The sequence below is a fragment of the Streptomyces sp. R11 genome (genome assembly GCF_041051905.1).
Classification (GTDB): domain Bacteria; phylum Actinomycetota; class Actinomycetes; order Streptomycetales; family Streptomycetaceae; genus Streptomyces.
In genome coordinates this window covers 1,246,650-1,270,267 of the sequence record NZ_CP163432.1, presented here as the reverse complement: position 1 = coordinate 1,270,267, position 23,618 = coordinate 1,246,650, and the positions used below count along the sequence as shown (strand labels likewise).

At 70.8% G+C, this 23,618-nt stretch carries 19 protein-coding genes; 9 read left to right on the top strand and 10 right to left on the bottom strand.

All coding sequences use genetic code 11. The annotated features are described in order from the left end of the window. Positions 1 to 28 precede the first annotated feature (28 nt). Positions 29 to 1,267, bottom strand: coding sequence for a MurT ligase domain-containing protein (locus AB5J55_RS05755; RefSeq protein ID WP_369269613.1), 1,239 nt, complete (start codon positions 1,265 to 1,267; stop codon positions 29 to 31). A 111-nt stretch (positions 1,268 to 1,378) separates the two neighbouring features. Between AB5J55_RS05755 and def the strand changes: the two genes are divergently transcribed. After that, entirely contained in the window at positions 1,379 to 1,933 is a 555-nt protein-coding gene (gene def, locus AB5J55_RS05750) for a peptide deformylase (protein ID WP_369269612.1), read from the top strand. Between the two features lie 6 nt (positions 1,934 to 1,939). Here def and AB5J55_RS05745 read toward each other — a convergent pair whose 3' ends face one another. Beyond that, entirely contained in the window at positions 1,940 to 2,584 is a 645-nt protein-coding gene (locus tag AB5J55_RS05745; RefSeq protein WP_369269611.1) for a TetR family transcriptional regulator, read from the bottom strand. 180 nt (positions 2,585 to 2,764) lie between these two features. Between AB5J55_RS05745 and AB5J55_RS05740 the strand changes: the two genes are divergently transcribed. Next, complete coding sequence (locus AB5J55_RS05740) at positions 2,765 to 3,991, top strand: acyl-CoA dehydrogenase family protein (RefSeq protein ID WP_369269610.1); 1,227 nt, start codon at positions 2,765 to 2,767, stop codon at positions 3,989 to 3,991. Between the two features lie 163 nt (positions 3,992 to 4,154). Here AB5J55_RS05740 and AB5J55_RS05735 read toward each other — a convergent pair whose 3' ends face one another. From AB5J55_RS05735 to AB5J55_RS05715, 5 genes are all read right to left on the bottom strand, one after another. Continuing rightward, positions 4,155 to 4,391: a DUF6213 family protein gene (locus AB5J55_RS05735; protein WP_369269609.1), complete on the bottom strand. Its 237-nt coding sequence runs from the start codon at positions 4,389 to 4,391 to the stop codon at positions 4,155 to 4,157. Positions 4,392 to 4,416: 25 nt separating this feature from the next. Then, positions 4,417 to 5,811, bottom strand: a complete 1,395-nt coding sequence (locus tag AB5J55_RS05730; RefSeq protein ID WP_369269608.1) for an NADP-dependent succinic semialdehyde dehydrogenase — start codon at positions 5,809 to 5,811, stop codon at positions 4,417 to 4,419. 76 nt (positions 5,812 to 5,887) lie between these two features. Then, entirely contained in the window at positions 5,888 to 6,370 is a 483-nt protein-coding gene (locus AB5J55_RS05725) for an NUDIX domain-containing protein (RefSeq protein WP_369269607.1), read from the bottom strand. Between the two features lie 16 nt (positions 6,371 to 6,386). Beyond that, positions 6,387 to 7,925, bottom strand: a complete 1,539-nt coding sequence (locus AB5J55_RS05720; protein WP_369269606.1) for an ATP-dependent DNA ligase — start codon at positions 7,923 to 7,925, stop codon at positions 6,387 to 6,389. Between the two features lie 29 nt (positions 7,926 to 7,954). Next, complete coding sequence (locus tag AB5J55_RS05715; protein WP_369269605.1) at positions 7,955 to 8,902, bottom strand: NAD(P)/FAD-dependent oxidoreductase; 948 nt, start codon at positions 8,900 to 8,902, stop codon at positions 7,955 to 7,957. Between the two features lie 77 nt (positions 8,903 to 8,979). Here AB5J55_RS05715 and AB5J55_RS05710 point away from each other — a divergent pair, with 77 nt between their 5' ends. The 6 genes from AB5J55_RS05710 to AB5J55_RS05685 all read left to right on the top strand — a co-directional run bounded on the left by AB5J55_RS05710 (position 8,980) and on the right by AB5J55_RS05685 (position 14,268). Further along, a complete protein-coding gene (locus AB5J55_RS05710) occupies positions 8,980 to 9,555 on the top strand; it encodes a helix-turn-helix domain-containing protein (RefSeq protein WP_369269604.1) in 576 nt (191 codons plus the stop codon). A 103-nt stretch (positions 9,556 to 9,658) separates the two neighbouring features. After that, a complete protein-coding gene (locus AB5J55_RS05705) occupies positions 9,659 to 10,636 on the top strand; it encodes an NADPH:quinone oxidoreductase family protein (protein ID WP_369269603.1) in 978 nt (325 codons plus the stop codon). Next, entirely contained in the window at positions 10,633 to 11,817 is a 1,185-nt protein-coding gene (locus AB5J55_RS05700; protein ID WP_369269602.1) for an acyl-CoA dehydrogenase family protein, read from the top strand. The genes AB5J55_RS05705 and AB5J55_RS05700 overlap by 4 nt, the downstream gene beginning before the upstream one ends. Beyond that, positions 11,814 to 12,890: an acyl-CoA dehydrogenase family protein gene (locus tag AB5J55_RS05695; RefSeq protein WP_369269601.1), complete on the top strand. Its 1,077-nt coding sequence runs from the start codon at positions 11,814 to 11,816 to the stop codon at positions 12,888 to 12,890. Before AB5J55_RS05700 ends, AB5J55_RS05695 begins: the two co-directional genes overlap by 4 nt. A gap of 193 nt (positions 12,891 to 13,083) precedes the next feature. Continuing rightward, positions 13,084 to 13,947 (top strand): phosphatidylinositol-specific phospholipase C/glycerophosphodiester phosphodiesterase family protein, encoded by an 864-nt coding sequence (locus AB5J55_RS05690; protein WP_369269600.1) that lies wholly within the window; start codon positions 13,084 to 13,086, stop codon positions 13,945 to 13,947. Between the two features lie 126 nt (positions 13,948 to 14,073). Next, positions 14,074 to 14,268, top strand: a complete 195-nt coding sequence (locus tag AB5J55_RS05685) for a hypothetical protein (protein ID WP_328429264.1) — start codon at positions 14,074 to 14,076, stop codon at positions 14,266 to 14,268. Between the two features lie 3 nt (positions 14,269 to 14,271). Here AB5J55_RS05685 and AB5J55_RS05680 read toward each other — a convergent pair whose 3' ends face one another. Both AB5J55_RS05680 and AB5J55_RS05675 read right to left on the bottom strand, forming a co-directional pair. After that, positions 14,272 to 15,507 carry a phosphodiester glycosidase family protein gene (locus tag AB5J55_RS05680; protein ID WP_369269599.1) on the bottom strand — a complete coding sequence of 412 codons (1,236 nt, stop codon included), beginning with the start codon at positions 15,505 to 15,507 and terminating at the stop codon, positions 14,272 to 14,274. Positions 15,508 to 15,583: 76 nt separating this feature from the next. Then, complete coding sequence (locus AB5J55_RS05675; RefSeq protein WP_369269598.1) at positions 15,584 to 15,961, bottom strand: DUF779 domain-containing protein; 378 nt, start codon at positions 15,959 to 15,961, stop codon at positions 15,584 to 15,586. 708 nt (positions 15,962 to 16,669) lie between these two features. Between AB5J55_RS05675 and AB5J55_RS05670 the strand changes: the two genes are divergently transcribed. Then, a complete protein-coding gene (locus AB5J55_RS05670) occupies positions 16,670 to 18,238 on the top strand; it encodes a LamG-like jellyroll fold domain-containing protein (protein WP_369276106.1) in 1,569 nt (522 codons plus the stop codon). Between the two features lie 34 nt (positions 18,239 to 18,272). Here AB5J55_RS05670 and AB5J55_RS05665 read toward each other — a convergent pair whose 3' ends face one another. Next, on the bottom strand, positions 18,273 to 23,498 hold the full coding sequence (locus AB5J55_RS05665) for a family 43 glycosylhydrolase (RefSeq protein WP_369269597.1): 5,226 nt from the start codon (positions 23,496 to 23,498) through the stop codon (positions 18,273 to 18,275). Positions 23,499 to 23,618: the final 120 nt, after the last annotated feature.

Genomic DNA, 23,618 nt, shown 5'->3' with positions numbered 1-23,618 from the left:
ACTGTCCTTGTGAGTACGTCTGAGTACGTCAGTTGCCGACGCGGCGGCGCAGGTCCTGGAACGCGGTGTAGTTCGCGATGACCTCGATCCGGCCCGGCGGGCACAGCTGCACGGCCTGGTCGAGGGTGTCGCAGACCTGGAACTGCTGGTTCGCGACCTCCAGCCGCACCGCGAGGTCGAGCCTGCGGTCGCCGACGACACAGATCGGGTGCCCGGTCAGCCGCGTGTAGTCCACGTCCCACAGCCAGGAGGTGTCGGTGCCGTCGGCGCTGCGCGCGTTCACGGAGAGGATCACCGGGGTCGGCGGCGGGTCGATGAGGGAGAACGTCTCCAGCCAGCCGGCCGGGTTCTTGGCGAGCAGCAGCCGCAGGTCCCGCCCCTCGAACTGCACGACGTCGTAGCGCCCCGCGACGGCCTGCACCTGGTACATCCGCTCCAGGGCGACCTGGGGCGGCACTCCGAACACGGCGGCCACGGCGGCGGAGGAGGCGGCGTTGGCCTTGTTGGCGCGCCCGGGCAGCTGGAGGTGAATGGGCCAGGCCGACCCGTGCGGGTCCAGGACGTGATCACCGGACAGCGCCCAGCTCGGCGTGGGCCGCCGGAAGCCGCACTCACCGCAGAACCAGTCGTCGCCGGGGCGCTGCATCACACCGCCGCACGACGGGCAGGACCAGGCGTCGTCCTTCCACATCTGCCCGGCGGCGACCCAGATCACATTCGGGGACGAGGAGGCCGCCCACACGACCAGCGGGTCGTCGGCGTTGGCGATGATCACGGCCTTCGAGCCGGCGAGCCCCTCGCGCCAGTTCTCGGCGAGCATGCGGGTCTCGGCGGCGCGGTCCAGCTGGTCGCGGGAGAGGTTGAGGAGCGCGATGCACTTGGGGTCGGTGTCCCGGGCGACCCCGGCGAGGTACTTCTCGTCGACCTCGATGACGCCGTAGCGAGCCTCCGAGCTGCCCGCGAGCGCCGAGGTGATGCCGGCGGGCATGTTGGCGCCGAGGGCGTTGGAGACGACCGGCCCGGCGGCCCGCAGGGCCTCCGCGATGAGCCGGGTGGTCGTGGTTTTGCCGTTGGTCGCCGACACCAGGACCACGTCCAGGTTCTGCGCGAGCCGGGCGAGGAGGTCGGGGTCGAGCTTGAGTGCCACCCGGCCGCCGATCACCGAACCGCTACCGCGCCCCGCGGCACGCGATGCCGCCGCGACCGCCTTACCCGCGGTCACGGCCAGCTTGGCCCGCGGCGAAAGCGGGTCCGAGTTGCCTGACATCAGTCCTCGATCCTCCTTGCGTACGCGCCGCGCCTCTGCCTGACGGCAACGTGGTGGTGGTCAGCCTATCGAGATCCATTCGCACTCCCGAATCGCCGTACCCTTGCGGCCATGCGAAACGGCTCCATTCCGGGCGCGCGCGGGCGCGTCCGTCCCCTCACCGTGCTCGGCGACCCGGTGCTGCAGGCACCCTGCAAGGATGTCACCGACTTCGGCCCCGAATTGGCGACGCTGGTGGAGGACTTGTTCGCGACGATGTACGCGGCGCGTGGCGTGGGTCTCGCCGCGAACCAGATCGGCGAGCCGCTGCGGGTGTTCGTGTACGACTGCCCCGACGACGAGGACGTCCGGCACCTCGGGCATGTGGTGAACCCACGACTCGTGGAGGCGGACGGCGTGGTGCTCCGCGGCCCCGAGGGCTGCCTGTCCCTGCCGGGCCTGGAGGCGGGCACGGAGCGGTACGACCACGCGGTGGTCGAGGGTTTCACAATGACGGGGGAGCCGGTGACGATCCACGGCACGGGGTTCTTCGCACGCTGCCTGCAGCACGAGCACGACCACTTGGACGGCACGCTGTACGCGGACCGCGTAACGGGCTGGCGCCGTAGACGCCTGATGCGACAGGTGGCCCGAGCCTCTTGGCACAGGCCGGCGCTGCCTACCTAGGGACCGTCAGAACCCCGGACCGCCCATCTTGTCCCCCGCCGCAGCCAACCGCCCCCACAACAGGTCGGCCAGACTGCGCACCAACTCCGCCCGCGAGCACGGCCGTTCCCCGAGCCACCAGTCACCCGCGGCATGCATCATCCCGACGATCCCGTGCCCCCACACCCGGGCCAGCTGCTGACTGCCGGGCCCGAGGTCCAACCGCTCCTCGATGACGGTGGCCAGTTCCTCGCCCATCCTGCGCAGCAGCGGCGCCGAGTGCTTGCCGACGTCGAAGCCGGGGTCCCCGGGCTGGCCCCCCTCCGCCGGATGCATCAGGAACCGGTACACCTGAGGCCGCGCCTCGATCGCCGCGAGGTACGTGTCCAAGGTGGCCTCGACGCGCTCACGCCGGTCCGCGGGGGCGTCCAGCGCCGCCCGCAGCGAGTCGAGCAGCGCGTCCGTATGCCTCATGGCCAATGCCGCGTAGAGTCCGCCCTTGTCACCGAAGTGCCGGTACAGAATCGGCTTCGTGATCCCCGCCTCGGCCGCGATCGCGTTCATCGAGGCCTGCGGGCCGTCGCGAAGCACCACTCTGTCGGCGGCCTCCAGCAGCTCGCGCCGACGGCGGTCGGCGGACCGCTGTTGCTCGGTCCGCTGCGTGGTGTCCATGAGCTCTCCCCACCCGTGGTGAATCGATGACGCATGCGCAAACTAACACTCAACCAGCCGCAACCATCGAACGGACTGCCGACCGGGCGTCGCGGGTTGACTTTATCTACCCGCGAGTAACAAACTAAGGTTACCGCTAGTAACAAGCATCAAGCATGCACGTACGCCGCTGGAGGGGACATGGCCGAGTTCACCATGGAGCTCAACGACGAACAGAAGGAGGTCCGGGACTGGCTGCACGGCTTCGCGGCCGACGTGATCCGCCCCGCGGCCGCCGAATGGGACGAGCGTGAGGAGACTCCCTGGCCGGTCATCCAGGAGGCCGCGAAGGTCGGCATCTACTCGCTCGACTTCTACGCCCAGCAGTACTTCGACCAGACCGGTCTCGGCATCCCCATGGCGATGGAGGAGCTGTTCTGGGGTGACGCGGGCATCGCCCTGTCGATCGTCGGCACCGGCCTCGCCGCCGTCGGCGTCCTCGCGAACGGCACCGAGGAGCAGATCGGCACCTGGGTGCCCCAGATGTACGGCGATGCCAACGATGTCAAGCTTGCCGCGTTCTGCTCCTCCGAGCCCGACGCCGGCTCCGATGTGGCCTCGATGCGCACCCGCGCCGTCTACGACGAGGCCAAGGACGAGTGGGTGATCAACGGCACGAAGACGTGGGCGACCAACGGCGGTATCGCCAACGTGCACGTGGTCGTCGCGGTCGTCGACCCGGACCTGGGTTCCAAGGGGCACGCGTCCTTCATCGTCCCGCCGAACACGCCGGGTCTGGCCCAGGGCCAGAAGTTCAAGAAGCACGGCATCCGTGCCTCGCACACCGCCGAGGTCATCCTCGACAACGTGCGGGTGCCGGGCTCCTGCCTGCTGGGCGGCAAGGAGAAGCTGGACGAGCGCCTGGCGCGGGCTCGCGAGCGGGCCAAGGCGGGCGGCGAGCGCGTGAAGAACGCGGCGATGGCCACGTTCGAGGCCTCGCGGCCGGCCGTCGGTGCGATGGCCGTGGGTACGGCCCGTGCCGCGTACGAGGTCGCCCTCGACTACGCGATGACGCGTGAGCAGTTCGGGCGGCCGATCATCGACAACCAGGGTGTGGCGTTCCAGCTGGCCGAGATGGCGACGCAGATCGATGCCGCGCGGCTGCTGGTGTGGCGTGCCTCCTGGATGGCGGTGAACGGGAAGCCGTTCACCGCGGCCGAGGGGTCGATGTCGAAGCTGTTCGCGAGCGAGACGTCGAAGAAGGTCACGGCCCAGGCGATACAGATCCTCGGGGGCAACGGCTACACCCGGGAGTACCCGGTGGAGCGGATGCACCGGGACAGCGCGATCTACACGATCTTCGAGGGCACGAGCGAGATCCAGCGGCTGGTGATCGCCCGTACGTTGTCGGGGATGCCGATCCGATAAGCGCCGAGGAGGTTTCCGAGGTACGCGGTCTGCAGCTGGTTCGTGGCTGAGCGCGCAGTTCCCCGCGCCCCTGAGGGGCGTTGCGGACGCCGACCTTTGAGAGGGGCGCGGGGAACTGCGCGACCAGCCACACACGACCCGCACCCGGCAATGCGCCGAAACCCTAGGGCGCACCACCGCTGCTGTGCGCGATGCACGCCACGTCGATGCGATCCGCGAGCTTCGCCAGCTCGATGGTCAGCGCGGCCACCGTGTCCTCGTCGAGCCCGTCCTCCCCGGCCTCGACAAGGTGCAGCCACCGACCACCCACCGTGCGCAGCAGCTTGCTCACATCGGACGCAGCCACCTGCAAGGTCCCGCGGTGATCGACGATCAGCGGCAGAGTAACTTCGCGGTTCACACCCGGGATCGTAGTCGCGCGGCGCTCACGCACCCTGCCAAACCGTGGTGATGTTGCAGAACTCGCGGATTCCGTGCCCGGACAGCTCACGCCCGTATCCGGACCGCTTCACTCCGCCGAACGGAAACGCCGGATGGGACGCCGTCATCCCGTTGACGTACACGCTTCCGGCCTCCAGGTCCCGTACGAACCGGTCGACCTCGGCCTCGTCGCGCGTCCACACGTTCGAACTGAGTCCGAACGGTGAGTCGTTGGCGATCAGTACCGCCTCGTCCAGGTCGTCGGCCCGGTACAGCGTGGCGACCGGTCCGAATGCCTCCTCGCGGTGGATCCGCATCTCGCGGGTGATGCCGGCGAGCACGGTGGGGGCGTAGTACCAGCCGGGCAGTTCGGGACGGCGCAGCTGGTGGCCGCCGCACAGCACGGCCGCTCCGCTGCGCCGGGCGTCGTCGACGAGCTCCTCCAGGTCGTCCCGGCCCCGTTCGCTGGACAGCGGGCCGACCTCTGTCTCCTCCTGCATCGGGTCGCCGACCACCAGCGCCTTCATGCCCTCCACGAACCGCTCGGCGAACGCCTCGTAGACGTCCGTGTGCACGATGAACCGTTTGGCGGCGATGCACGACTGACCGGTGTTCTGCACGCGCGCGGTCACGGCGATCTGCGCGGCGCGGTCGACGTCGGCCGACGGCATGACGACATACGGGTCGCTGCCGCCCAGTTCCAGCACCGTCTTCTTGATCATCTCCCCGGCGGTGGAGGCGACCGCGCGGCCGGCCGGCTCGCTGCCGGTGAGGGTGGCCGCCTTGACGCGGTCGTCACGCAGGATCTCGTCGACCTGTCCGGAGCCGACGAGCAGGGTCTGGAAGCAGCCCTCCGTATAGCCCGCGCGGTGGAACAGGTCCTCCAGGTAGAGGGCGGTCTGGGGGACGTTCGAGGCATGCTTGAGGAGGCCGACGTTGCCAGCCATCAGCGCCGGGGCCGCGAAGCGGATCACCTGCCAGAGCGGGAAGTTCCACGGCATCACCGCGAGCACCGGACCGAGCGGCCGGTAGCGCACCCGGACCCGCGAGGCGCCGGAGTCCTTCACGTCGGACTCGGGCGGCTCCTCGTCGGCGAGCAGTTCCTCGGCCCGCTCGGCGTACCAGCGCATCGCCTTGGCGCACTTGGCGACCTCCGCGCGCGACTGCTTGATGGGCTTGCCCATCTCGGTGGTCATCGTCCGGGCGATGTCGTCCTGGTCGTCCTCCAGGAGACTCGCGGCCTGGACCAGCAGGCGAGCCCGGTCGGTGAAGCTGGTGGTCCGGTACGTGCGGAATGTGGCCTCGGCGAGCTGGAGCCTGCGCTCGATCTCCTCGGCACCCATGGCCTCGTACGTCTTGAGCGTCTCGCCGTTCGCCGGGTTCACCGTCGCGATGGGCATGACCGACCTCCTGGGAGCGTGCTGATGCTTCGACCTTCCCGCGCGGCGGTGGCTACCGCAACGCGTGTACGGCCGCTCAGGCCGAGTGCTCCGCCAGCCGGTCGAGAAACGCGGCCTGGGCCTTCACGATCACCTCGCGGGCCCGGTCGACGCCCAGCCACGCCACCCGGTCGAGCTCCGGGAACTCCTGGGTCCGTCCCGAACGCGGCGGCCACTCCATCACGAACGTGCCGGGGACGACCGTCGCCGGGTCGAGGTCGGCCTCGACCGCCCATACCGTGACGATCTTTCCGCCCGACTGCTTCACCTCGCCGAGGGGCACGGCCTCCCCGTCGGGTGGCGCCAGCCCGAGTTCCTCCTGGAACTCGCGGCGAGCCGCGTCCCAGGCGGGCTCGTCGGGTTCGTACTCGCCCTTCGGGACCGTCCACGCCCCGGCGTCGCGCTTGGCGAAGAACGGGCCGCCCATATGGCCGAGCAACACTTCCAGACTGTCATCGGTGTGGCGGAACAGCAGCAGGCCCGCGCTGCGCTTCTCGCGCTTCTCGCCGGACGGCGTCACGGCGTCACCCCCGCGGTCACGGCTTCACGTCCGGGTGGGCGGCGAGCAGGGTCTCGACCGTGTCGGCCTCCTCGGGCCGTTTGTCCTCGCGGTAGCGGACCACGCGCGCGAAGCGGAGTGTCACGCCGGCCGGGTAGCGGGTGGAGCGCTGCAGGCCGTCGTAGGCGATCTCGACGACCAGTTCGGGGCGTACGGTCACGCCCCAGCCCTGGTGTTCCACGGCGAGTTCCTGGAGCCGCTCGGTCTGCCAGGTCAGCATCGTGTCGGTCATGCCCTTGAAGGTCTTGCCGAGCATGGCGAAGGAACCGTCCGCCGTGCGGGCGCCCAGGTGGAGGTTGGAGAGCTTGCCGGTCCTGCGGCCGTGGCCCCATTCGGCGGCCAGTACCACCAGGTCGAGGGTGTGCACGGGCTTGACCTTCAGCCAGGAGGCGCCGCGCCGGCCCGCGCTGTAGGGGGCGTCGAGCGCCTTGACGACGACGCCCTCGTGGCCGCGCTCGAGGGTCTCGGCGAGGAAGTCCTCGGCCAGCGTGAGGTCCTCGGGCCCGGACACCGGGCTGCGGCGCACGCGCATCGGCTCGGGGACCAGCCGGGCCAGTTCCCCGTGCCGTTCGGCGAAGGGAAGGTCGAGCAGGTCGCGGTCGTCGACGGACAGGGCGTCGAAGAAGACGGGGGAGACGGGGACCTCCTTGGCCGCCGTCGCCACGTCCACGCGGGAGCCGACGCGGCCGGCGGTTTCCTGGAAGGAACGGGGGCGGCCCCGGTCGTCGAAGGCGATGACCTCCCCGTCCAGGATGAAGCGATCTCCCCTCAACTCCAGTGCGGTCGCCGTCAGTTCGGGGAGCCGGTCGGTGATGTCGTCCAAGGTGCGGGTGTAGATCCGCACGATGTCGCCGTCTCGGTGCACCTGGACGCGGATGCCGTCCAGCTTCTCCTCGACCACGCAGGTGCCGAGCTTGTCGACCGCCTCGGCCACCGAGGAGGCGCTGTGCGCCAGCATCGGCAGGACCGGGCGGCCGACGGTGAGCCGGAAGCGTTCGAGGGCGGCGGGGCCGTCCGCGAGCAGGGCCTCGGCCACCGTCTGGAGCGACCCGGCGAGCATCACCGCCCGGCGCACGTCCGCCGAAGGCGCCCCGGTCGCCTGCGCCAGCCCCTCCACCGCCACCGCGTCCAGCGCGCCCTGCCGCACCTCGCCCGTGATCAGCCCGAACAGGAAGCGCTGCTCGTCCTCGGTGGCCGCGCCCATCAACTCGCCGACCAAACGGCCCCGTTCGGCCTGCGAACCCGTGCCGGAGACCTTGCCGAGCCCGGTCAGCCGGGCGTCCACCTCGCGCACGGTGAGCGTCGGCTCGGCGGCCGGGGCGACCGGCCGGCTCAGCACCTTCCAGCCGATGCCGAGCCGCCCCTGCGGCAGCCGTCCCGCCAGATACGGGATGACGATCGGTACGTCGTCCGCCTCGGCGTCCCGGAACAGCTCCGCGAGCAGAGCGATCTTCCGGGACCGCGCAGAGGTCGCGGCGACCTCCTGGGACACCTGGGCCAGCCGGGTCAGCAGCATGCAGCAATGGTGCAACGGAGGCGGCCGCTCTACACCCCCGCGGCCAGGTCGATGTCGGTCATCAGCAGCTCCCCGTTGACCGTGGCCCCGGCGCGGTAGCCGCCCGCCGCCGCGTTCACGACCTGCTCGGCGAACCCCATCGCGTTGCCCGCGGCCCACACGCCCGGCACGGAGGTCAGGCCCGTCGCGTCGACCACCGGGTAGGCGCCGAAGGGAGTCTCGGTCATCTCGGCGCCGAGCCGCTCGAACAGCGCGGTCTGCGGGATCGGGCGGGGCGCGACGAACAGCGCCTGGCGGTCGTGGACCGAGCCTTCCTCGGAGGGGGTGCCCCCAGCCAGTCGCACTCCGGTGAGCCGGTCGTCCTCGACCACGAGCCCGGCGACCTCGCCGGGAACGACGTGCACGCCGGCCGCGGCGAGCCTGCGCAGGTCGTCGTCCGGCAGGTCGTCCTCGGCGACCTCGTGCAGGAAGAAGGTCACGTCCTTGGACCACTGGGAGACCATCAGCGCCTGGTGCACGCTCAGCGGGCCGGTCGCCAGCACCCCGAAGGCCTGGTCGCGCACCTCCCAGCCGTGGCAGTACGGGCAGTGCAGCACATCGCGCCCGAAGCGCTCGGCGACGCCGGGGACGGCGGGCAGCTCGTCCTTGAGGCCGGTCGTGATCACCAGCCGCCGGGCACGCACGGTGCGTCCGCTCGCCAGCTCGACCGCGAAGTCCTCGCCCTTGGTGACGTCCACGGCGGTGTCGCGGACGAGCTCCACTCCGTACCGGGCGATCTCCTCGCGGCCGATCGTCAGGAACTCGGCGGGGGACATGCCGTCCCGGGTCAGATAGCCCTGCATGTGCGCGGCGGGCGCGTTGCGCGGCTCGCCCGCGTCGACGACCAGTGTGCGGCGCCGGGCACGGCCCAGGACGAGGGCGGCCGAGAGGCCTGCCGCACCGCCTCCGACGACGATCACTTCGTACGTTTCGGTCATGGTGACCACCTCCACCCAGACCGTGCCGCCGAGGGCGCGGGATTGACAAACAAGTTTGCCGAAACTGCAATACCGGCATGAGTACCGATGAAGTTCTCGCGGGCGTGGGTCCCAGGCTGCGGCAGATGCGCAAAGAGCGCGAGGTGAGCCTCGCCTCGCTGTCCGAGGTGACCGGCATCTCGGTGAGCACGCTCTCCCGGCTGGAGTCCGGCCTGCGCAAACCCAGTCTGGAACTGCTGCTGCCGATCGCGCGGGCGCACCAGGTGCCGCTGGACGAGTTGGTCGGCAATCCCGTCGTGGGCGATCCGCGGGTGCGCGCCACCAAGCCGATCGAGCAGTACGGCCGCAAGCACTGGCCGCTCACCCGCCAGCCCGGCGGCCTCCAGGCCTTCAAGGTGCTCGAACCGCAGCGCAGGCTCGAACCGGAACCGCGTACGCACGAGGGCTACGAGTGGCTGTACGTCCTCTCGGGCAGACTGCGGCTGGTGCTCGGCGAGCACGACGTGGTGCTCTCGGCGGGAGAGGCTGCCGAGTTCGACACGCGGGTGCCGCACTGGTTCGGGTCGACCGGGGAGGGGCCGGTGGAGTTCCTCAGTCTGTTCGGGCCGCAGGGGGAGCGGATGCATGTGCGGGCGCGGCCCAAGAAGCCGTGACGCACATGACTGTCCCCACGGGACTGTTCCCTGATCGGCAAGCGACCGCTTAGTATGCGAACCGACCCCGGTCAGACGAAGCAGTCCCCCGTGGAGGCACCGCATGCAGGCATGGCAAGTGCACGACAACGGCGAGCCGAGCGAGGTGATGCGGCTCGAGGACGTCGAGACGCCCACGCCCGGTGACGGCCAGATCCTGCTGAAGGTGCGCGCCGCGAACATCAACTTCCCGGACGCCCTGCTGTGCCGGGGCCACTACCAGGTCAGGCCACCACTGCCCTTCACGCCGGGTGTGGAGATCTGCGGCGAGACCGAGGACGGGCGCCGTGTCCTCGCCAACCCCGCGCTGCCGTACGGCGGTTTCGCCGAGTACGCCGTCGCGGACGCCGCCGCCGTCCTGCCCGCGCCCGAGGCGCTGGACGACGCCGAGGCCGCCGCCCTGCACATCGGCTACCAGACCGGCTGGTTCGGCCTGCACCGGCGGGCCGGTCTGGAAGCCGGCGAGACGCTGCTCGTCCACGCTGCCGCCGGAGGGGTCGGCAGCGCGGCCGTGCAGCTCGGCAAGGCGGCCGGGGCGCGGGTCATCGGTGTCGTGGGAGGCGCGGACAAGGCGGCCGTGGCCCGTGAGCTGGGCTGTGACGTCGTCATCGACCGGCGTGCCGAGGACGTCATCGGCTCCGTGAAGGAGGCCACCGGCGGGCGGGGCGCCGACGTCATCTACGACCCCGTCGGAGGCGAGGCCTACGCCCAGTCCGCCAAGGTCGTCGCCTTCGAGGGCCGGATCGTGATCGTCGGCTTCGCAAGCGGCACGATTCCCAGCCCGGCGCTCAACCACGCGCTGGTGAAGAACTACTCGATCCTCGGTCTGCACTGGGGTCTGTACAACACCAAGAACCCGAAGTTGATCCAGCACTGCCACGAGCAGCTCACCGAGCTGGCCGCCCGGGGCGCGATCAAGCCGCTGGTGAGCGAGCGGGTGCCGCTGAGCGGGGCCGCGGCCGCCGTCCAGAAGGTCGCCGACGGTGTCACCACCGGCCGTATCGCCGTCGTGCCGTCGCTGGAGAACGGAGCCGCCGCATGACGATCGACGCATCAGAACTCCGCCGCCGGACAGCCGAGTTGCTGGACGCCCATCCGCCCACCGGCACCGACCGCCTGGACTTCCTGCGCGCCCGCTTCGACGCGGGGCTGGCGTGGGTGCACTACCCCGAGGGCCTCGGCGGACTCGGTGTGCCCCGCTCCCTCCAGGCCGTCGTGGACGCCGAGCTGGAGGCCGCGGGCGCCCCCGACAACGACCCGCGGCGCATCGGGATCGGGCTGGGCATGGCCGCGCCGACGATCCTGAAGTACGGCACCGAGGAGCAGAAGCAGCGGTATCTGCGGCCCCTGTGGACGGGTGAGGAGGTCTGGTGCCAGCTCTTCAGCGAGCCCGGCGCCGGGTCCGACCTCGCCGCGCTCCGGACGCGCGCCGTCCGCGAGGGCGAGGACTGGGTCGTCAACGGGCAGAAGGTCTGGACGTCCAGCGCCCACATCGCCCGCTGGGCCATCCTCATCGCCCGCACCGACCCGGACGTGCCCAAGCACGCGGGCATCACCTACTTCCTCTGCGACATGACCGACCCCGGCGTCGAGGTCCGGCCGCTGCGGCAGATCACCGGTGAGGCCGAGTTCAACGAGGTCTTCCTCACCGACGTCCGCATCCCGGACTCACGTCGCCTCGGCGAGGTCGGCGACGGCTGGCGGGTCGCGCAGACCACGCTCAACAACGAGCGCGTCGCGATCGGCGGCATGCGGCTGCCCCGCGAGGGCGGCATGATCGGCCCGATCGCCAGGACCTGGCGCGAGCGGCCCGAGCTGCGCACCCACGACCTGCACCAGCGGCTGCTGAAGCTGTGGGTGGAGTCCGAGGTCTCCCGCCTCACCGCGGAGCGGCTGCGCCAGCAGCTCGTCGCGGGCCAGCCCGGCCCCGAGGGCGCCGGCATGAAGCTCGCCTTCGCCCGCCTCAACCAGGAGATCAGCGGCCTGGAGGTCGAACTGCGCGGCGAGGAGGGCCTGTTGTACGACGACTGGACCATGCGCCGCCCGGAGCTCGTGGACTTCACCGGCCGCGACGCCGGATACCGCTACCTCCGCTCCAAGGGCAACAGCATCGAGGGCGGGACCAGCGAGGTCCTGCTGAACATCGTCGCCGAGCGCGTCCTGGGCCTGCCGTCCGAGCCGCGCACCGACAAGGACGTCGCATGGAAGGACCTCGCCCGATGAGCGACCTGTTGTACTCGGAGGAGGAAGAGGCACTGCGGGCCGCCGTACGGGACCTGCTCGCCGATCACTGCGACGCGCCCGGCGTCATCGCGCGCACCGAGTCGGACGCCCCGCACGACCTCGCGGCCTGGAAGGCGCTCGCGGACGGGATGGGCCTGGCCGGACTCCTGGTCCCGGAGGAGCAGGGCGGCCAAGGCGCCACCCACCGCGAAGTCGCCGTCGTACTGGAGGAGTTGGGGCGCGCGGTCGCGCCCGTGCCGTTCCTGACCAGCGCTGTCGTGGCCACCGAGGCCCTGCTCGGCTGCGAGACCGACGCGGGCCTGCTGGCCGAGCTGGCGTCCGGGCGGCGGATCGGCGCCCTCGCCGTGGCCCTGAACGTGGTTCCGGGCGGCGCCTACAAGGTCGTACGGCACGAGGGCGGCGTCCTGCACGGGGAGCTGACCGGCATCGCGGACGCGGCCGTCGCCGACGTGCTGCTCGTGCCCGCGGACGACGGTGGGCTGTACGCGGTCGACTCCGAGGCCGTGACCGTCACCCCGCAGGTGTCCCTGGACCTGACCCGGCCGGTGGCCACGGTGCGCCTGGACGGGGCGTCGGGCCGGCTGCTGGGGGCCGCCGAACCCGCCGTGGGCCGAGCCCTGCGCGCCGGAGCCGGGCTGCTCGCCTCCGAGCAGTTCGGGCTCGCCGAATGGACGTTGACCGAGACGGTCCGCTATCTGAAAGACCGCAAGCAGTTCAACCGGCCCGTCGGCGGCTTCCAGGCGCTCAAGCACCGGCTCGCCCAGCTGTGGCTGGAGGTCGTCAACCTCCGCGCGGCCGCCCGGGGCGCCGCCGACGCGCTCACGACGGGGAACGACGTCGACGTGGCGGTTGCCGTCGCCCAGGCGTACGCGGCGCCCGTCGCCGTGCACGCCGCCGAGGAGGCGCTGCAACTGCACGCCGGAATCGGCATGACCTGGGAGCACCCGGTCCATCTCTATCTGAAGCGCGCCAAGGCCGACTCCATCGCCTACGGCACGGCGGGCGCCCACCGTGCGGCCCTGGCCGAACTTGTCGACCTGCAGGCTCCCTGACGTCCACCTGAGCGAACCGCGCGAAAAGCCCGCCCGACCTGGGGCGGGCTTTTTCGTGTGCGCAGTACGGGTGAAGTGAACACAGGACGGCAGTCCGGCCAACTCGCCGCGCAGCTCTGCTGTTTGAGGCTTCGGAATCGCATACTCGCAGCGGTTCCCAACGCCTGAAACGCCCCTGCCAGGGAGGCAGCACATGGCCCTCACCACCCGTCGCAGAGCCCTCACCACCCTCGGCGCCGCCCTCGCGGGCGCGGTCGCCCTGCCCGCCACCGGTGCGCTGGCCGGCGAACAGAAGCACGGCCCCCGCCCGTTGTGGCGCGCCCACGCCCACAACGACTACGAGCACCCGCGCCCCCTCCTCGACGCCCTCGACCACCGCTTCGGCAGTCTTGAGGCCGACATCTACCTCGTCGGCGACCAGCTCCTCGTCGCCCACGACCCCGAGGACCTCGACCCCACCCGCACACTGGAGTCCCTCTACCTCGACCCGCTGGCCGCCCGCGTGCGGGCCAACCACGGCTGGGTCCACCGCGGACACCGCAAGCCGATCCAACTGCTCATCGACATCAAGACCGAGGGCGCGTCGACGTACCTCGAACTCGACAAGCACCTCAAGCGCTACAAGCACCTGTTCACGACGTACGCCCACGGCCGGGTCCTCCCCGGGGCGGTCACCGCCGTGATCTCCGGCGACCGTGCGGCCCGTACGCCGATGGAGGCCCAGACCGTCCGCCGCGCCTTCTACGACGGCCGCCTCGCCGACCTCGGCAGCTCGGCGCCCGCCTCCTTCATCTCGCTCATCAGCGACAACTGGACGCTCAACTTCACCTGGTTGGGCGTCGGCGCCTTCCCGGACGCCGAGCGGCAGAAGCTGCGCGGCATCGTCCGGGCGGCGCACTCCCGCGGGCAGAAGGTGCGGTTCTGGGCCACTCCGGACGTGGCCGGCCCGGCGCGGGACGCGCTGTGGGGCGAACTGCTGGCCGCCGGCGTCGATTTCCTCAACACCGACGACCTCGCCGGCCTGGAGGCCTTCCTCGACGCCCGGCGGACCTTCTAGAACGCCGCGCGAGAACACCACACGTTCGGAGGACAGGTCAGCCGCCCGGACGAACCCTCCGCTACGCCACACTTGCGGCCGAACGCCGCGAACCTTGACAAGGCGGCGTGGCGGAGGAGGTTGACGATGGCCATTTCCATCTCTGTGGTGTTGCTGCTGTTCATCCTGGCGGTGATCTTCGTCCGCAACGGCGGACTGAAGATCACCCACGCGCTGGTGTGCCTGCTGCTCGGCTTCTACCTGGCCAGCACGAGCATGGCGCCCACCATCAACAGCGGTCTGACGGCCACTGCGGACATCGTCAGCGGCCTCAGACCGTAACGGTCAGCGAGCCGAGAAGACTCCGATGCCGTTGGGGACAGGGCGCTCCACTCCGTCGGACGGGTGGTTCCGTACCGAGACGGCCCCCGCTCCCGGCGCGCGGGCGACCAGCGTCGACGAACCGCCGCCGTCCAGGCTGAACGCGTCGACCGAACCCAACTCCCGCATGACGGAGGCCACCTCCGCGATGGTCAGACCGGTGCGGTACTCGGGCGCGCCGTCCAGCGCGAGCAGCAGCAGGCGCCGGCCGTTGTCCGCGATGCCCACGGCCGTGCGCACGGCCGAGGCCCGGTTGTCGAGGCCGGGCAGGGGCTGTCCGTCGTCCAGGACCGGATAGCCGCCGAGCGCGAAGCGGAACGGAACGCGTGACTTGGACGCCACCAGCCGGTGCCGCACCGTCACGCGCTCGCCCGCGTAGAACTTCCGCAGCTGCTGCGCACCCGCCTCGCGGCCCACTAGTACGGTCGTGTCCGGCGCGATCGGCCCGCTGCCGGGTGTGTCGGCGGTCGACACGACACGGCCCCGGCGGACCGTCACCTCGTAGGTGTCCGTGCTGCACGGAGCCGCCCGGTCGGTGTCCGTCCCGCAGGTGGCGCGCACCCGGGAGACGCTGCCCCACTGGGCGGTGAACGCCCCGATGGACCCCACCGGCAGGGCGTACTGGTTGAACCCGCGCAGGGGAAGCCGGCCCTCGGGTGTGCGGATCGAGCCGTCGAGGCTCAGGTCGTCGAGGCGGGCCCGGCGGTCGACGCCCAGGCCGAACACGTCCTCGGTGGTGGTGCCGGGAGGCAGCGCGGGCCCGAAGCGCTGTCCGGTCGGCACCGCGCCCTTCAGCGCCGTGCCGCGCGCGATGGCCGGTCCCACGCTCGCGCCGGTCGCCTGGACGCCCGGGTGCTGGACCTCGCTGATGTTGAAGAAGTCGCCGTTCACGCCCGCGACGGCGCCCTGCGCGCCGGCCTGCTCGGAGATGGTCGCCCGGGCCGCCACCGCCCCCGGATGCAGCAGGTCGAGGCGCACGCGCGGGTTGCGCAGGTCGACGGTGAGGACATGGGCATGCGCCGTGCCCTTCGCCGCCGCGATGTCGAACTCGTCGTACGAGACACCCGGCCCGACCGGGGTGCCCTGCGCGGCGCCGGCCGGTGCCGCGCCCACAACGGCCGTACCGGCCAGCGCGCTGAGTGCCGTGAGCAGCGTGAGGGCCGCTCTGGCGGTGCCGAACCGTTTCTGACGACGCGTCACAGTCTCCCCCTGATGTCTCGTCAAATGTGGCAGGACTCAGGGGAAGTGCACCAGACGGCAATGAGCTGCGGGGTTTCTAGGCGCCGACGACGCGAGAACGGGTGAGGAAACGTACCCCCTCGGGTGCCTCCAGGGAGAAACCGCTGCCTCTGCCCTCCACGACATCGACGATCAGCCGCGTGTGGCTCCACACCTCGTACTGACTGCGCGCCATCCAGAAGGTCACCGGCTCCTCGACCCCCTCGACGTGCAGCTCCGCGAGCAGCACGTCCGAGCCGCCCGTACGGAACTCGCCCTCCGGGTAGCACATGGGCGCGCTGCCGTCGCAGCAGCCGCCGGACTGGTGGAACATCAGCGGGCCGTGTGTCGCCCGCAGTCGGCGAAGCAGGTCGGCGGCCGCGGGGGTGAGTTCGACGCGGGGGGTCTCGTCGTACGGCGGGGTCTCCTCATCCATGGGAGCAAGGGGAGCACGGGGAACGTTGCGAGAGGGTTGCACCAAAAATGGCTCTGTCCATGTCAGTGGGCACTGTTAACCTCCTGCGGCCCGTGTGATCAACGGGCTCACCAGGGGAGGAAAAGCGTGAACACTGCCAGAAGCAGCGGGAGTCGGCACAGACCCGGCCGCATCGCGGTGGGCTGCCTCGTCACCGCGGCCGTCCTGACTGCGCCCGGAGTCGCCCACGCCGCCGAGAACCTGCCGCCGCGTCAGCCGCTGGTCCAGGATCTGCAGACCGGTACGAAGGCGTGCGCCGCGGGGGAGCAGAAGGCGTACGTCGGGGCGGCGCCGACGCTGGAGGCGGTGCTGTACGACCCGGAGGAGGACAACCAGCCCGTAGAGGCCAACATGGTCAAGGGCGAGTTCGAGGCCTGGTGGACCGACGCCGAGGGTGTGGAACAGCGCCGCACCCACACCACGTCGGAGACGCTGTCCGGCTCACCCCAGCGTTGGCGGATGCCGGACGACATTCCGGCGAACACGGTCGTCTCCTGGCACGTGCGTGCCGACGACGGCACCGCGCTCTCCGCGTGGAGTTCCGAGGGCGGCGGCTCGGTCTGCCAGTTCGTGTACGACGACACCAGCCCGGAGAAGGCCGTCGTCACGTCCTCCGACTATCCGGAGGACCAGATCCGGGACGGCGTGGGCGTCTACGGCAGCTTCACCATGGATTCCCCGTCGGACGATGTCGCGCAGTACGTCTACAGCTTCATCGGCGGCCCGCAACTGACCGCCCGCCCCGACGAGCTCGGCGGCCCCGTCACCATCCGGCACCTCCCGCTGAAGTCCGGCACGGACTACCTCAGCGTCCGCGCGATCGACCGTGCCGGCCGCAGCAGTACGACGACCACGTACTGGATCCGGATCAAGTCGGGCCGAGCCCCCGTCGCCCACTGGAACCTGGCGGACCCGGCGGGCTCCACCACGGCCGCCGCCGAGGCCGGCCCTGCCGCCGACGCCGGCTCCCGGGTGGTCTTCGGCACGACCGCGCCGCGCGGAACGTCGCTGGCCTCCGTGGCGAGCCTCGACGGCAGCAGCCACGCCTTCCTCACCCCGCACGCCCCGGCGGTCGACACCGCAAAGACCTTCGCCGTCAGCGCTTGGGCGCGCCCCGCGCGGACGGACCGGAACATGACCGTGGCCGGCCAGGACGCGGGGGCGCACGCGGCCTTCACCCTGGGGCTGCGCACCCGGCACGAAGGCCCGCAGTGGTCCTTCTCGATCGGCGGCACCCGGATCACCGGCGGCGCCCCGGAGACCGGCGAGTGGGCCCATCTGCTGGGCCTGTACGACAAGGAGACCGGCGAGGCGCGGCTCTACGTCAACGGCAACGAGGTCGGCACGCCCGCCGAGGCGACACCGGACCGGACAGCGGGTGCCTTCCAGATCGGCCGCTCCCGCAAGGGCGGCGGCTACGGGGACCGCTGGCACGGCGCCGTCGGCGACGTCCGCGCCTACGACCGGGTGGTCGTTCCCGCGGTGGTCACCGAACTGGCCTACCGCAAGCCGACGTTGCTCGGTCACTGGTCGCTGGAGACCGCCACGGACGGCGCGAGCCCCGAGCAGAGCGGCAAGGCGCCGCTGACGCTCGGACCGGGAGCCTCGATCCACCGCGGCCCCGACGGCTCCTGCCTCCCCGACCTCGATCCGGACTGCCCCTTCGTGCCCTACCCCCTCGTCGGTGACGGTCACCTCCAGCTGGACGGCGCGACCGGTCACGCGACCACCGGGAGTGCCGTCGTGGACACCTCGGACAGCTTCACCGTCGGCGTGGTCGTCCGCCTTGCCGACGCCGAACCGGCCGCGCCGATGACCGTGCTGTCGCAGGCCGGTGAGCACACGGACGCCTTCAAGGTGCGCTACGACCCGGCGGTCCATGCGTGGCAGTTGGTGATGCCGCTGAGGGACGAGGCCGGCGCGCCCGAGGTCGTGGTCTCGCAGATCGAGTCCGCGGACGGCGGCGAGGGCCAGGGGCACCGGCTCGCAGTCGTCTACGACGACGCCACCGACCGGATCCAGCTCTACCTCGACGGCTACACCAACGCCGACGCCACCGCCACCTTCCCCAACGGCCTGCCCAGCTCCGGTGCCCTGCAGATCGGCCGGGGCAAGGCCGGAGACGGCTGGGGCGAGTACCTGCACGGCGACGTCGACGAGGTGCAGGCCTACGCCGGGGCCCTGCGGGACCGCGACATCGCCTTCCTGGGCTCGGGCGGCGGACCCTGCTTCTGCTGAGAGCTCAGTGCACGGGTGATGGTGCCGGCAGGGGCTAGCGGCGACCAGTGCCCAAGGAGATGAAGCCCGTGGGCTTCGTGGCGGTGGTGTTGTCGTAGAGGACGTCGCCGGCGGACTTCTTCCAGATCCGGATGCGGAAGGTGTCCGGGCCGTCGGTGGCGGTGATGCGGAAGGCGTAGCCGACGTCGCCGTTGACGGTGCCGGAACCCTGGTAGACCGCCTGGTCACCGGTGATCACGAGCCAGTCGGAGGCCGTGGAGCGGAACTTCAGCTTTGCCGGGCCGAAGTCGAAGGCAGCCTTGCCGGTGGGGGCCGTGGTGCCCCTCGGGTGGGCGTAGGTGACGCCGAAGGAGAAGGCCGCCTTGCCGGTCAGGGTCGGCTCGGCCGGGTAGGCGCCGGTCGGGGAGGCGATCACGCCGGTGCCGAGGGCGGGGCCCGCGGTGCGGTCGTAGATGATCAGCTCGGGGAGCGTGGCGCTGTCCGTCGCGCCGTCGTCGTCCTCGACCGTGATCACCGGGCGGTGGATGCCGGCCTTGGTGTAGGTGTGCTGGGCCCGGCAGGTGGTGCCGGCGACGGTGCCGGTCGTCGGTTGGGTGCCGTCCTTCCAGTCGACGGTGCAGGTGTGGGTGTCCCGGGCGCCGGGGTCGCCGAAGGCGGCGGTCACGACGGTTCGCCTGCCGGTCGGCACGGCGGCGGTGGGGCCGGTCGTCGAGGTGATCGTGGGGGCCGCGTTGGCGACGGTCACGGCGGCGGTGTCGCTGCTGCGGCCGCCCGTCAGGGTGACCTTGTAGGTGCCGTCGTCCGAGCAGGTGAGCGTGGTCCGGGCGGCCGTGGCGTCGGCGAGCGTGCAGGGAGCTTCCTCCGCCACCGTCCACTTCGGGGCGGCCGCGCCGGAGACCGAGCCGTTCAGCGCGATGTCGGCGCCCTCCTTGCCGTTGCCGTCCGGACCGGCGTGGACGACGGTCACCGGGTCGATGCCGGTCAGGGTGGGCACGACCTTCTTGATCAGGCCGTCTGCGTCGAACTCCAGCTTGTCGACGGTCGTTTCGCGGTGCGTACCGTCACCGCCGGGGATCGCGAAACGGTGGTAGGCGATGTACCAGTCGTCGGTGTTCGGGACGTGTACGACCGAGTGGTGGCCGGGGCCCTTGATGCCGAGGGAGAGGTCCTTCTCCAGGATCGCGCCGTGCTTGGTCCAGGGGCCGGTGGGCGAGGGGCCGGTGGCGTAGGCGACGCGGTAGTTCTCGTCGCGGGTGTCGTTCTCCGACCACATGAAGTAGTAGGTGCCGTCACGCTTGATGACGAAGGTGCCCTCGTTGTAGCCGCTCGGCGTGATGTCCGTGACCTTCGAGGTGTCGATGGAGGTCATGTCGTCGTTGAGCGGCGCGACGTACGCGCGGCCGTTGCCCCAGTAGAGGTACGACCGGCCGTCGTCGTCCGTGAACACGGCCGGGTCGATCATCTGGCCCCGGTGGTCGCCCGCCTTGAGCAGCGGCTTGCCCAGCGCGTCCTTGAACGGCCCGGTCGGCGAGTCGGACACCGCGACACCGATGTTGGCGTCGGCGCAGTAGTAGAAGTAGTACTTCCCGTCCTTCTCGGCGATCGTCGGCGCCCAGGCTCTGCTGTCCGCCCAGGACACGTCCGGGCCGAGGTCGAGGATGACGCCGTGGTCCTTCCAGTGGACCAGATCGGTGGAGGAGTACGCCTTGAACTGCGTACCGCTCCAGCCCTCGAAGCCGTCGGTCGTCGGGTACAGGTAGAAGGTGTCGCCGAAGCGGACGATGTTCGGGTCGGCGTTGAGACCGGGCAGCACCGGGCTCCTCATGACGAGCGCCGAGACCGACCAGGTGCGCTTCTTGCCGTCGGAGCCCGTCACCTCGTACGTCACCGGCTTGCTGAAGTCCTGGACGCTGCCGGAGGCGGGACTGATCGCGGCGCCGTGGGCCAGGGTGAACTCCGGGGCGAGGGCGGTGAGATCGGTGCCCTCCTTCATCGGCAGCGTGATCGTGCTGCCGGAGTTGTCGACGAGCGCGTCGACCTTCAGCGCCGGGGCCGTCACCTTCGCGATACCCGCGGTGTTGCCGCTGAGCTCCATGACCTGCGCTGCGGTGAGGGCCCGGTCGTAGACGCGGAAGTCGTCGACCTCGCCGCCGAAGTACGGGTCGGCCGCGTACAGGGACCTGCCGATGTAGCCGCTGTGGTCCTTGTTCGCGTCGTACAGCTCGGACGGCTTGACGGTGGTCGTCGTGCGGGCCGCCTCGATGCCGTCCACGTAGAGGACCATCGTGCCGGTCGGGCCGTCGAGGGTGACGGTGACGTGCCGCCACTCGCCCGGCGTGAGCTGCGAGCCCGCCGTCAGCTTCGACTCCGCGGACCAACTCGCCTTGGTGATCGCCGAGTAGAGGCTGGAGCCGCCGTTGGAGGGGGTGGCGAAGAGGTACTTGTCGCTGTCGGGCCCGAGGCCGAACAGCCACTGGAAGCTGTCACCGCCCTTCCACTTCGCGTATGTCGAGACGGTCACGCTGTCGGCGTTCTTCAGCACCCCGTTCGGGATGCGGACGTACGGCGAGGTGGTCGAACTGCTCGATCCGCCGGACATCTTGAACGAGCCGCCGTGCACGCCCGAGCCGAAGTCGGGCGTACGGACGTAGGTGCCGTGGTGGCCGTGGCCGCTGGAGTCACGGGCGATCCTGCCGCCGGTCTCGTCGAAGTCGTAGTGCAGGAGCAGGTCGGCCGGGACGTCCGGGCCCTCCTCCGACACCGTGACCTCGGCGCGGGCCGGGAGCGCGGCGCCGTCCGGCAGGCTGCCCGTCACCGTGAAGGTGCCGGCCTGCGCGTACTTCGACTCCGGGACGTCCTCCCAGCTGACGGAGACGGGACGCTCGACGCCGTCGGCATAGCCGGCGATGACGGTGGCGGGCAGGACGGGAGCTTGCCCGGTTCTGGTCCTCACCTTCACGGCTTCGACGCTCTCGACGAGCTGGTCGGGCTGGTAGGCGCGCAGCAGACGGTCGTACTCGGCCTGGGTGACCGGAAGCACCGTGCCGTGGCGGGGCTTGGCCGGGAGGTCGTAGCCGGTGGACGGGGTCCAGGTACCGGAGGCGAGGTCGGTCGTCTCGAAGGGGACGTAGCCGCGACCGCCGAACTCGTCGAGGAACGCGTACCACTTGTCCTCGGTGTTCGACTTGAACACCAGCGGCCCCTCGGCGGCGTTCATCGCACCCTTGCCGATGCCCTCGGCGACGGCGTCCCAGGACGGGTTCAGGAGCGAGTCGCTCTTCTCCTCGAAGATGAACTTGCTGTTGGGGGTCGAGGAGGAGTTGTTCCGCTCGTCCTTGGAGAGACGGAAGTACGTTCCGTCGTGCCGGATCACCGTGGAGTCGATGACGGAGTAGCCGCGGTCGATCCAGACCTTGGGCTCGCTGAAGGTGTGGAAGTCGCGGGTGGTCGCGTACATCATCCGGTTGTACGTGTCGCCGGAGTGCGCCTCGTTGTCGTACAGCTTCGACGCCCAGAAGACGACGTACTCACCGCGCTGCGCGTCGTAGAACGCCTCCGGCGCCCAGGTGTTGCCCGCACTGTCCGGCGAGACCTTGACGAGGCGCTGGTTCGTCCAGTGGACGAGGTCGGTGGACTCCCACACCATGATGGACTTGCTGCCGGTGCGCTGGGCGGCGTCCCAGTCGCCGTTGCCGTAGATCCTCAGGTCGGTGGCGATCTGGTAGAACTTGTCGCCCTCGGGGGAGCGGATGATGAACGGGTCGCGCAGGCCCTTCTCACCCAGCGTGGACGTCAGGACGGGCTTGCCGTCGTTCAACTCCCGCCAGTGCAGCGGGTCGTTGCCCTTGCTCAGGGCCGCGTAGAGGTGCTCGCCGTCGGCCGTGCCCTCGCCGGTGAAGTAGCTGAACATGTAGCCCTTGAGGGCCTCCTGCTTCGGCAGCTCGGGCACGTTCGCGGTGAACGTGCGGGTCGCCTTCGCCTCGCCCTTGGTGACGGTTGCGGTGAGCGCGACGGTGGTGGCGCCGGCGCCGTGCGCGGGGCGGTGGACCAGGCCGTCGGCGGAGACTACGTCCGGCTTCGCGGAGGCCCAGGTGACGTCGGTGCCGTAGGAACCGGTCGCCGGGAGGGTGAGGTTGCCGCGTACGTCGTCGAGGTTGTGGACGATGAGGGCCTCGGCGGCCTGCTCGGCGGAGGTCCGGTCGTCGAAGGCGGGGAGCACCGTGATGTCGAAGGACCTGGTGTCGGTCACCGTGCCCTTCTTCAGGGTCGCCGTGAGGGTGGCGTGGGCGGCCGGTTCACCGGCGGCGGGGCGGGTCACCGCGCCGGAACCGGACACGACGCCGGGGTTGTCGCTGGTCCAGCTGATCGCGGAGCCGCCGACCGTCCCGGTCCTCGGCAGGTCGAGGTCGGCGGTGACGGCGTCGGTGTCACCGAGGCTCAGCGCGGCCGTGTCGTCGGCGACGCCCTGTGTGGCGACGGGGAGGGCGAGTTGCTCGACCTCGGAGCCGGCGAGGGCGCGGTCGTAGACGCGGAAGTCGCGGATCCGGCCCTTGAAGAGCTTGTCGTCGGAGTAGACCGACTTGCCGATGTAGTTGGCGGTGGTGGTGCCGGAGCCGATGGCGCCGGGGGTGATGGTGACCGAGGTGTTGCGGCCGACCTCGACGCCGTCCTCGTACAGCACGCCGGTGCTGCCGGTCTGGGTGTAGGTGACGTGCTTCCACACCGAGCGGGTCAGATTGTGCGAGTCGGCGGGCCGGGTGGTCTGCTCCGTCGACCAGTTGCCGGTCGCGACGGACGTCCGGAAGGAGTTGCCGGTGGTGAACAGGTAGCCGTTCCCGCTGCCGCCGCTGGAGTTGCCGAAGCCGTAGAGGAAGTACGGCGTGCTCTGCGCGGAGTCGATCTGCACGTCCAGCGAGACGGTGATCGCGGCCATGCCCTTCATCACGTCGTTCGGCACCTTGAGGTAGGTGTCCGAGCCGTTGAAGGCGAGGCCCTGACCGGTGCCCGACCAGTCGGCGGTGCCGCTGACCGTGCCGGTGCGGCCGTTGCCGGAGGCGTCCGTCACCGTGCTGCCTGAGGTGGCGTCGAGCTTGTACCAGAGGGCGAGACCGTCAGTGATCTCCGTCGCCCCGGTCGTCTCCGCCGCCTGCGCGGGAAGGGCGGGTGCGGTGAGGCCCAGCAACAGTGACGCCGCGGTCAGCCCGGCGAGTTGGTCCGCCAGGCGTCTCGCGCGGACACGGACGCGTGCGATGTACGGCATGTGGATTCCCTGCTGAGGCATGGCGGGGCCGCGGCCATGGGCACCCTGCCGTTTCGGCTGTGTGACGTCGTGTTGCGAGAGTGTCAATCGGCGTGTGGTGCAGCGTCAAGAGTTTTCGAA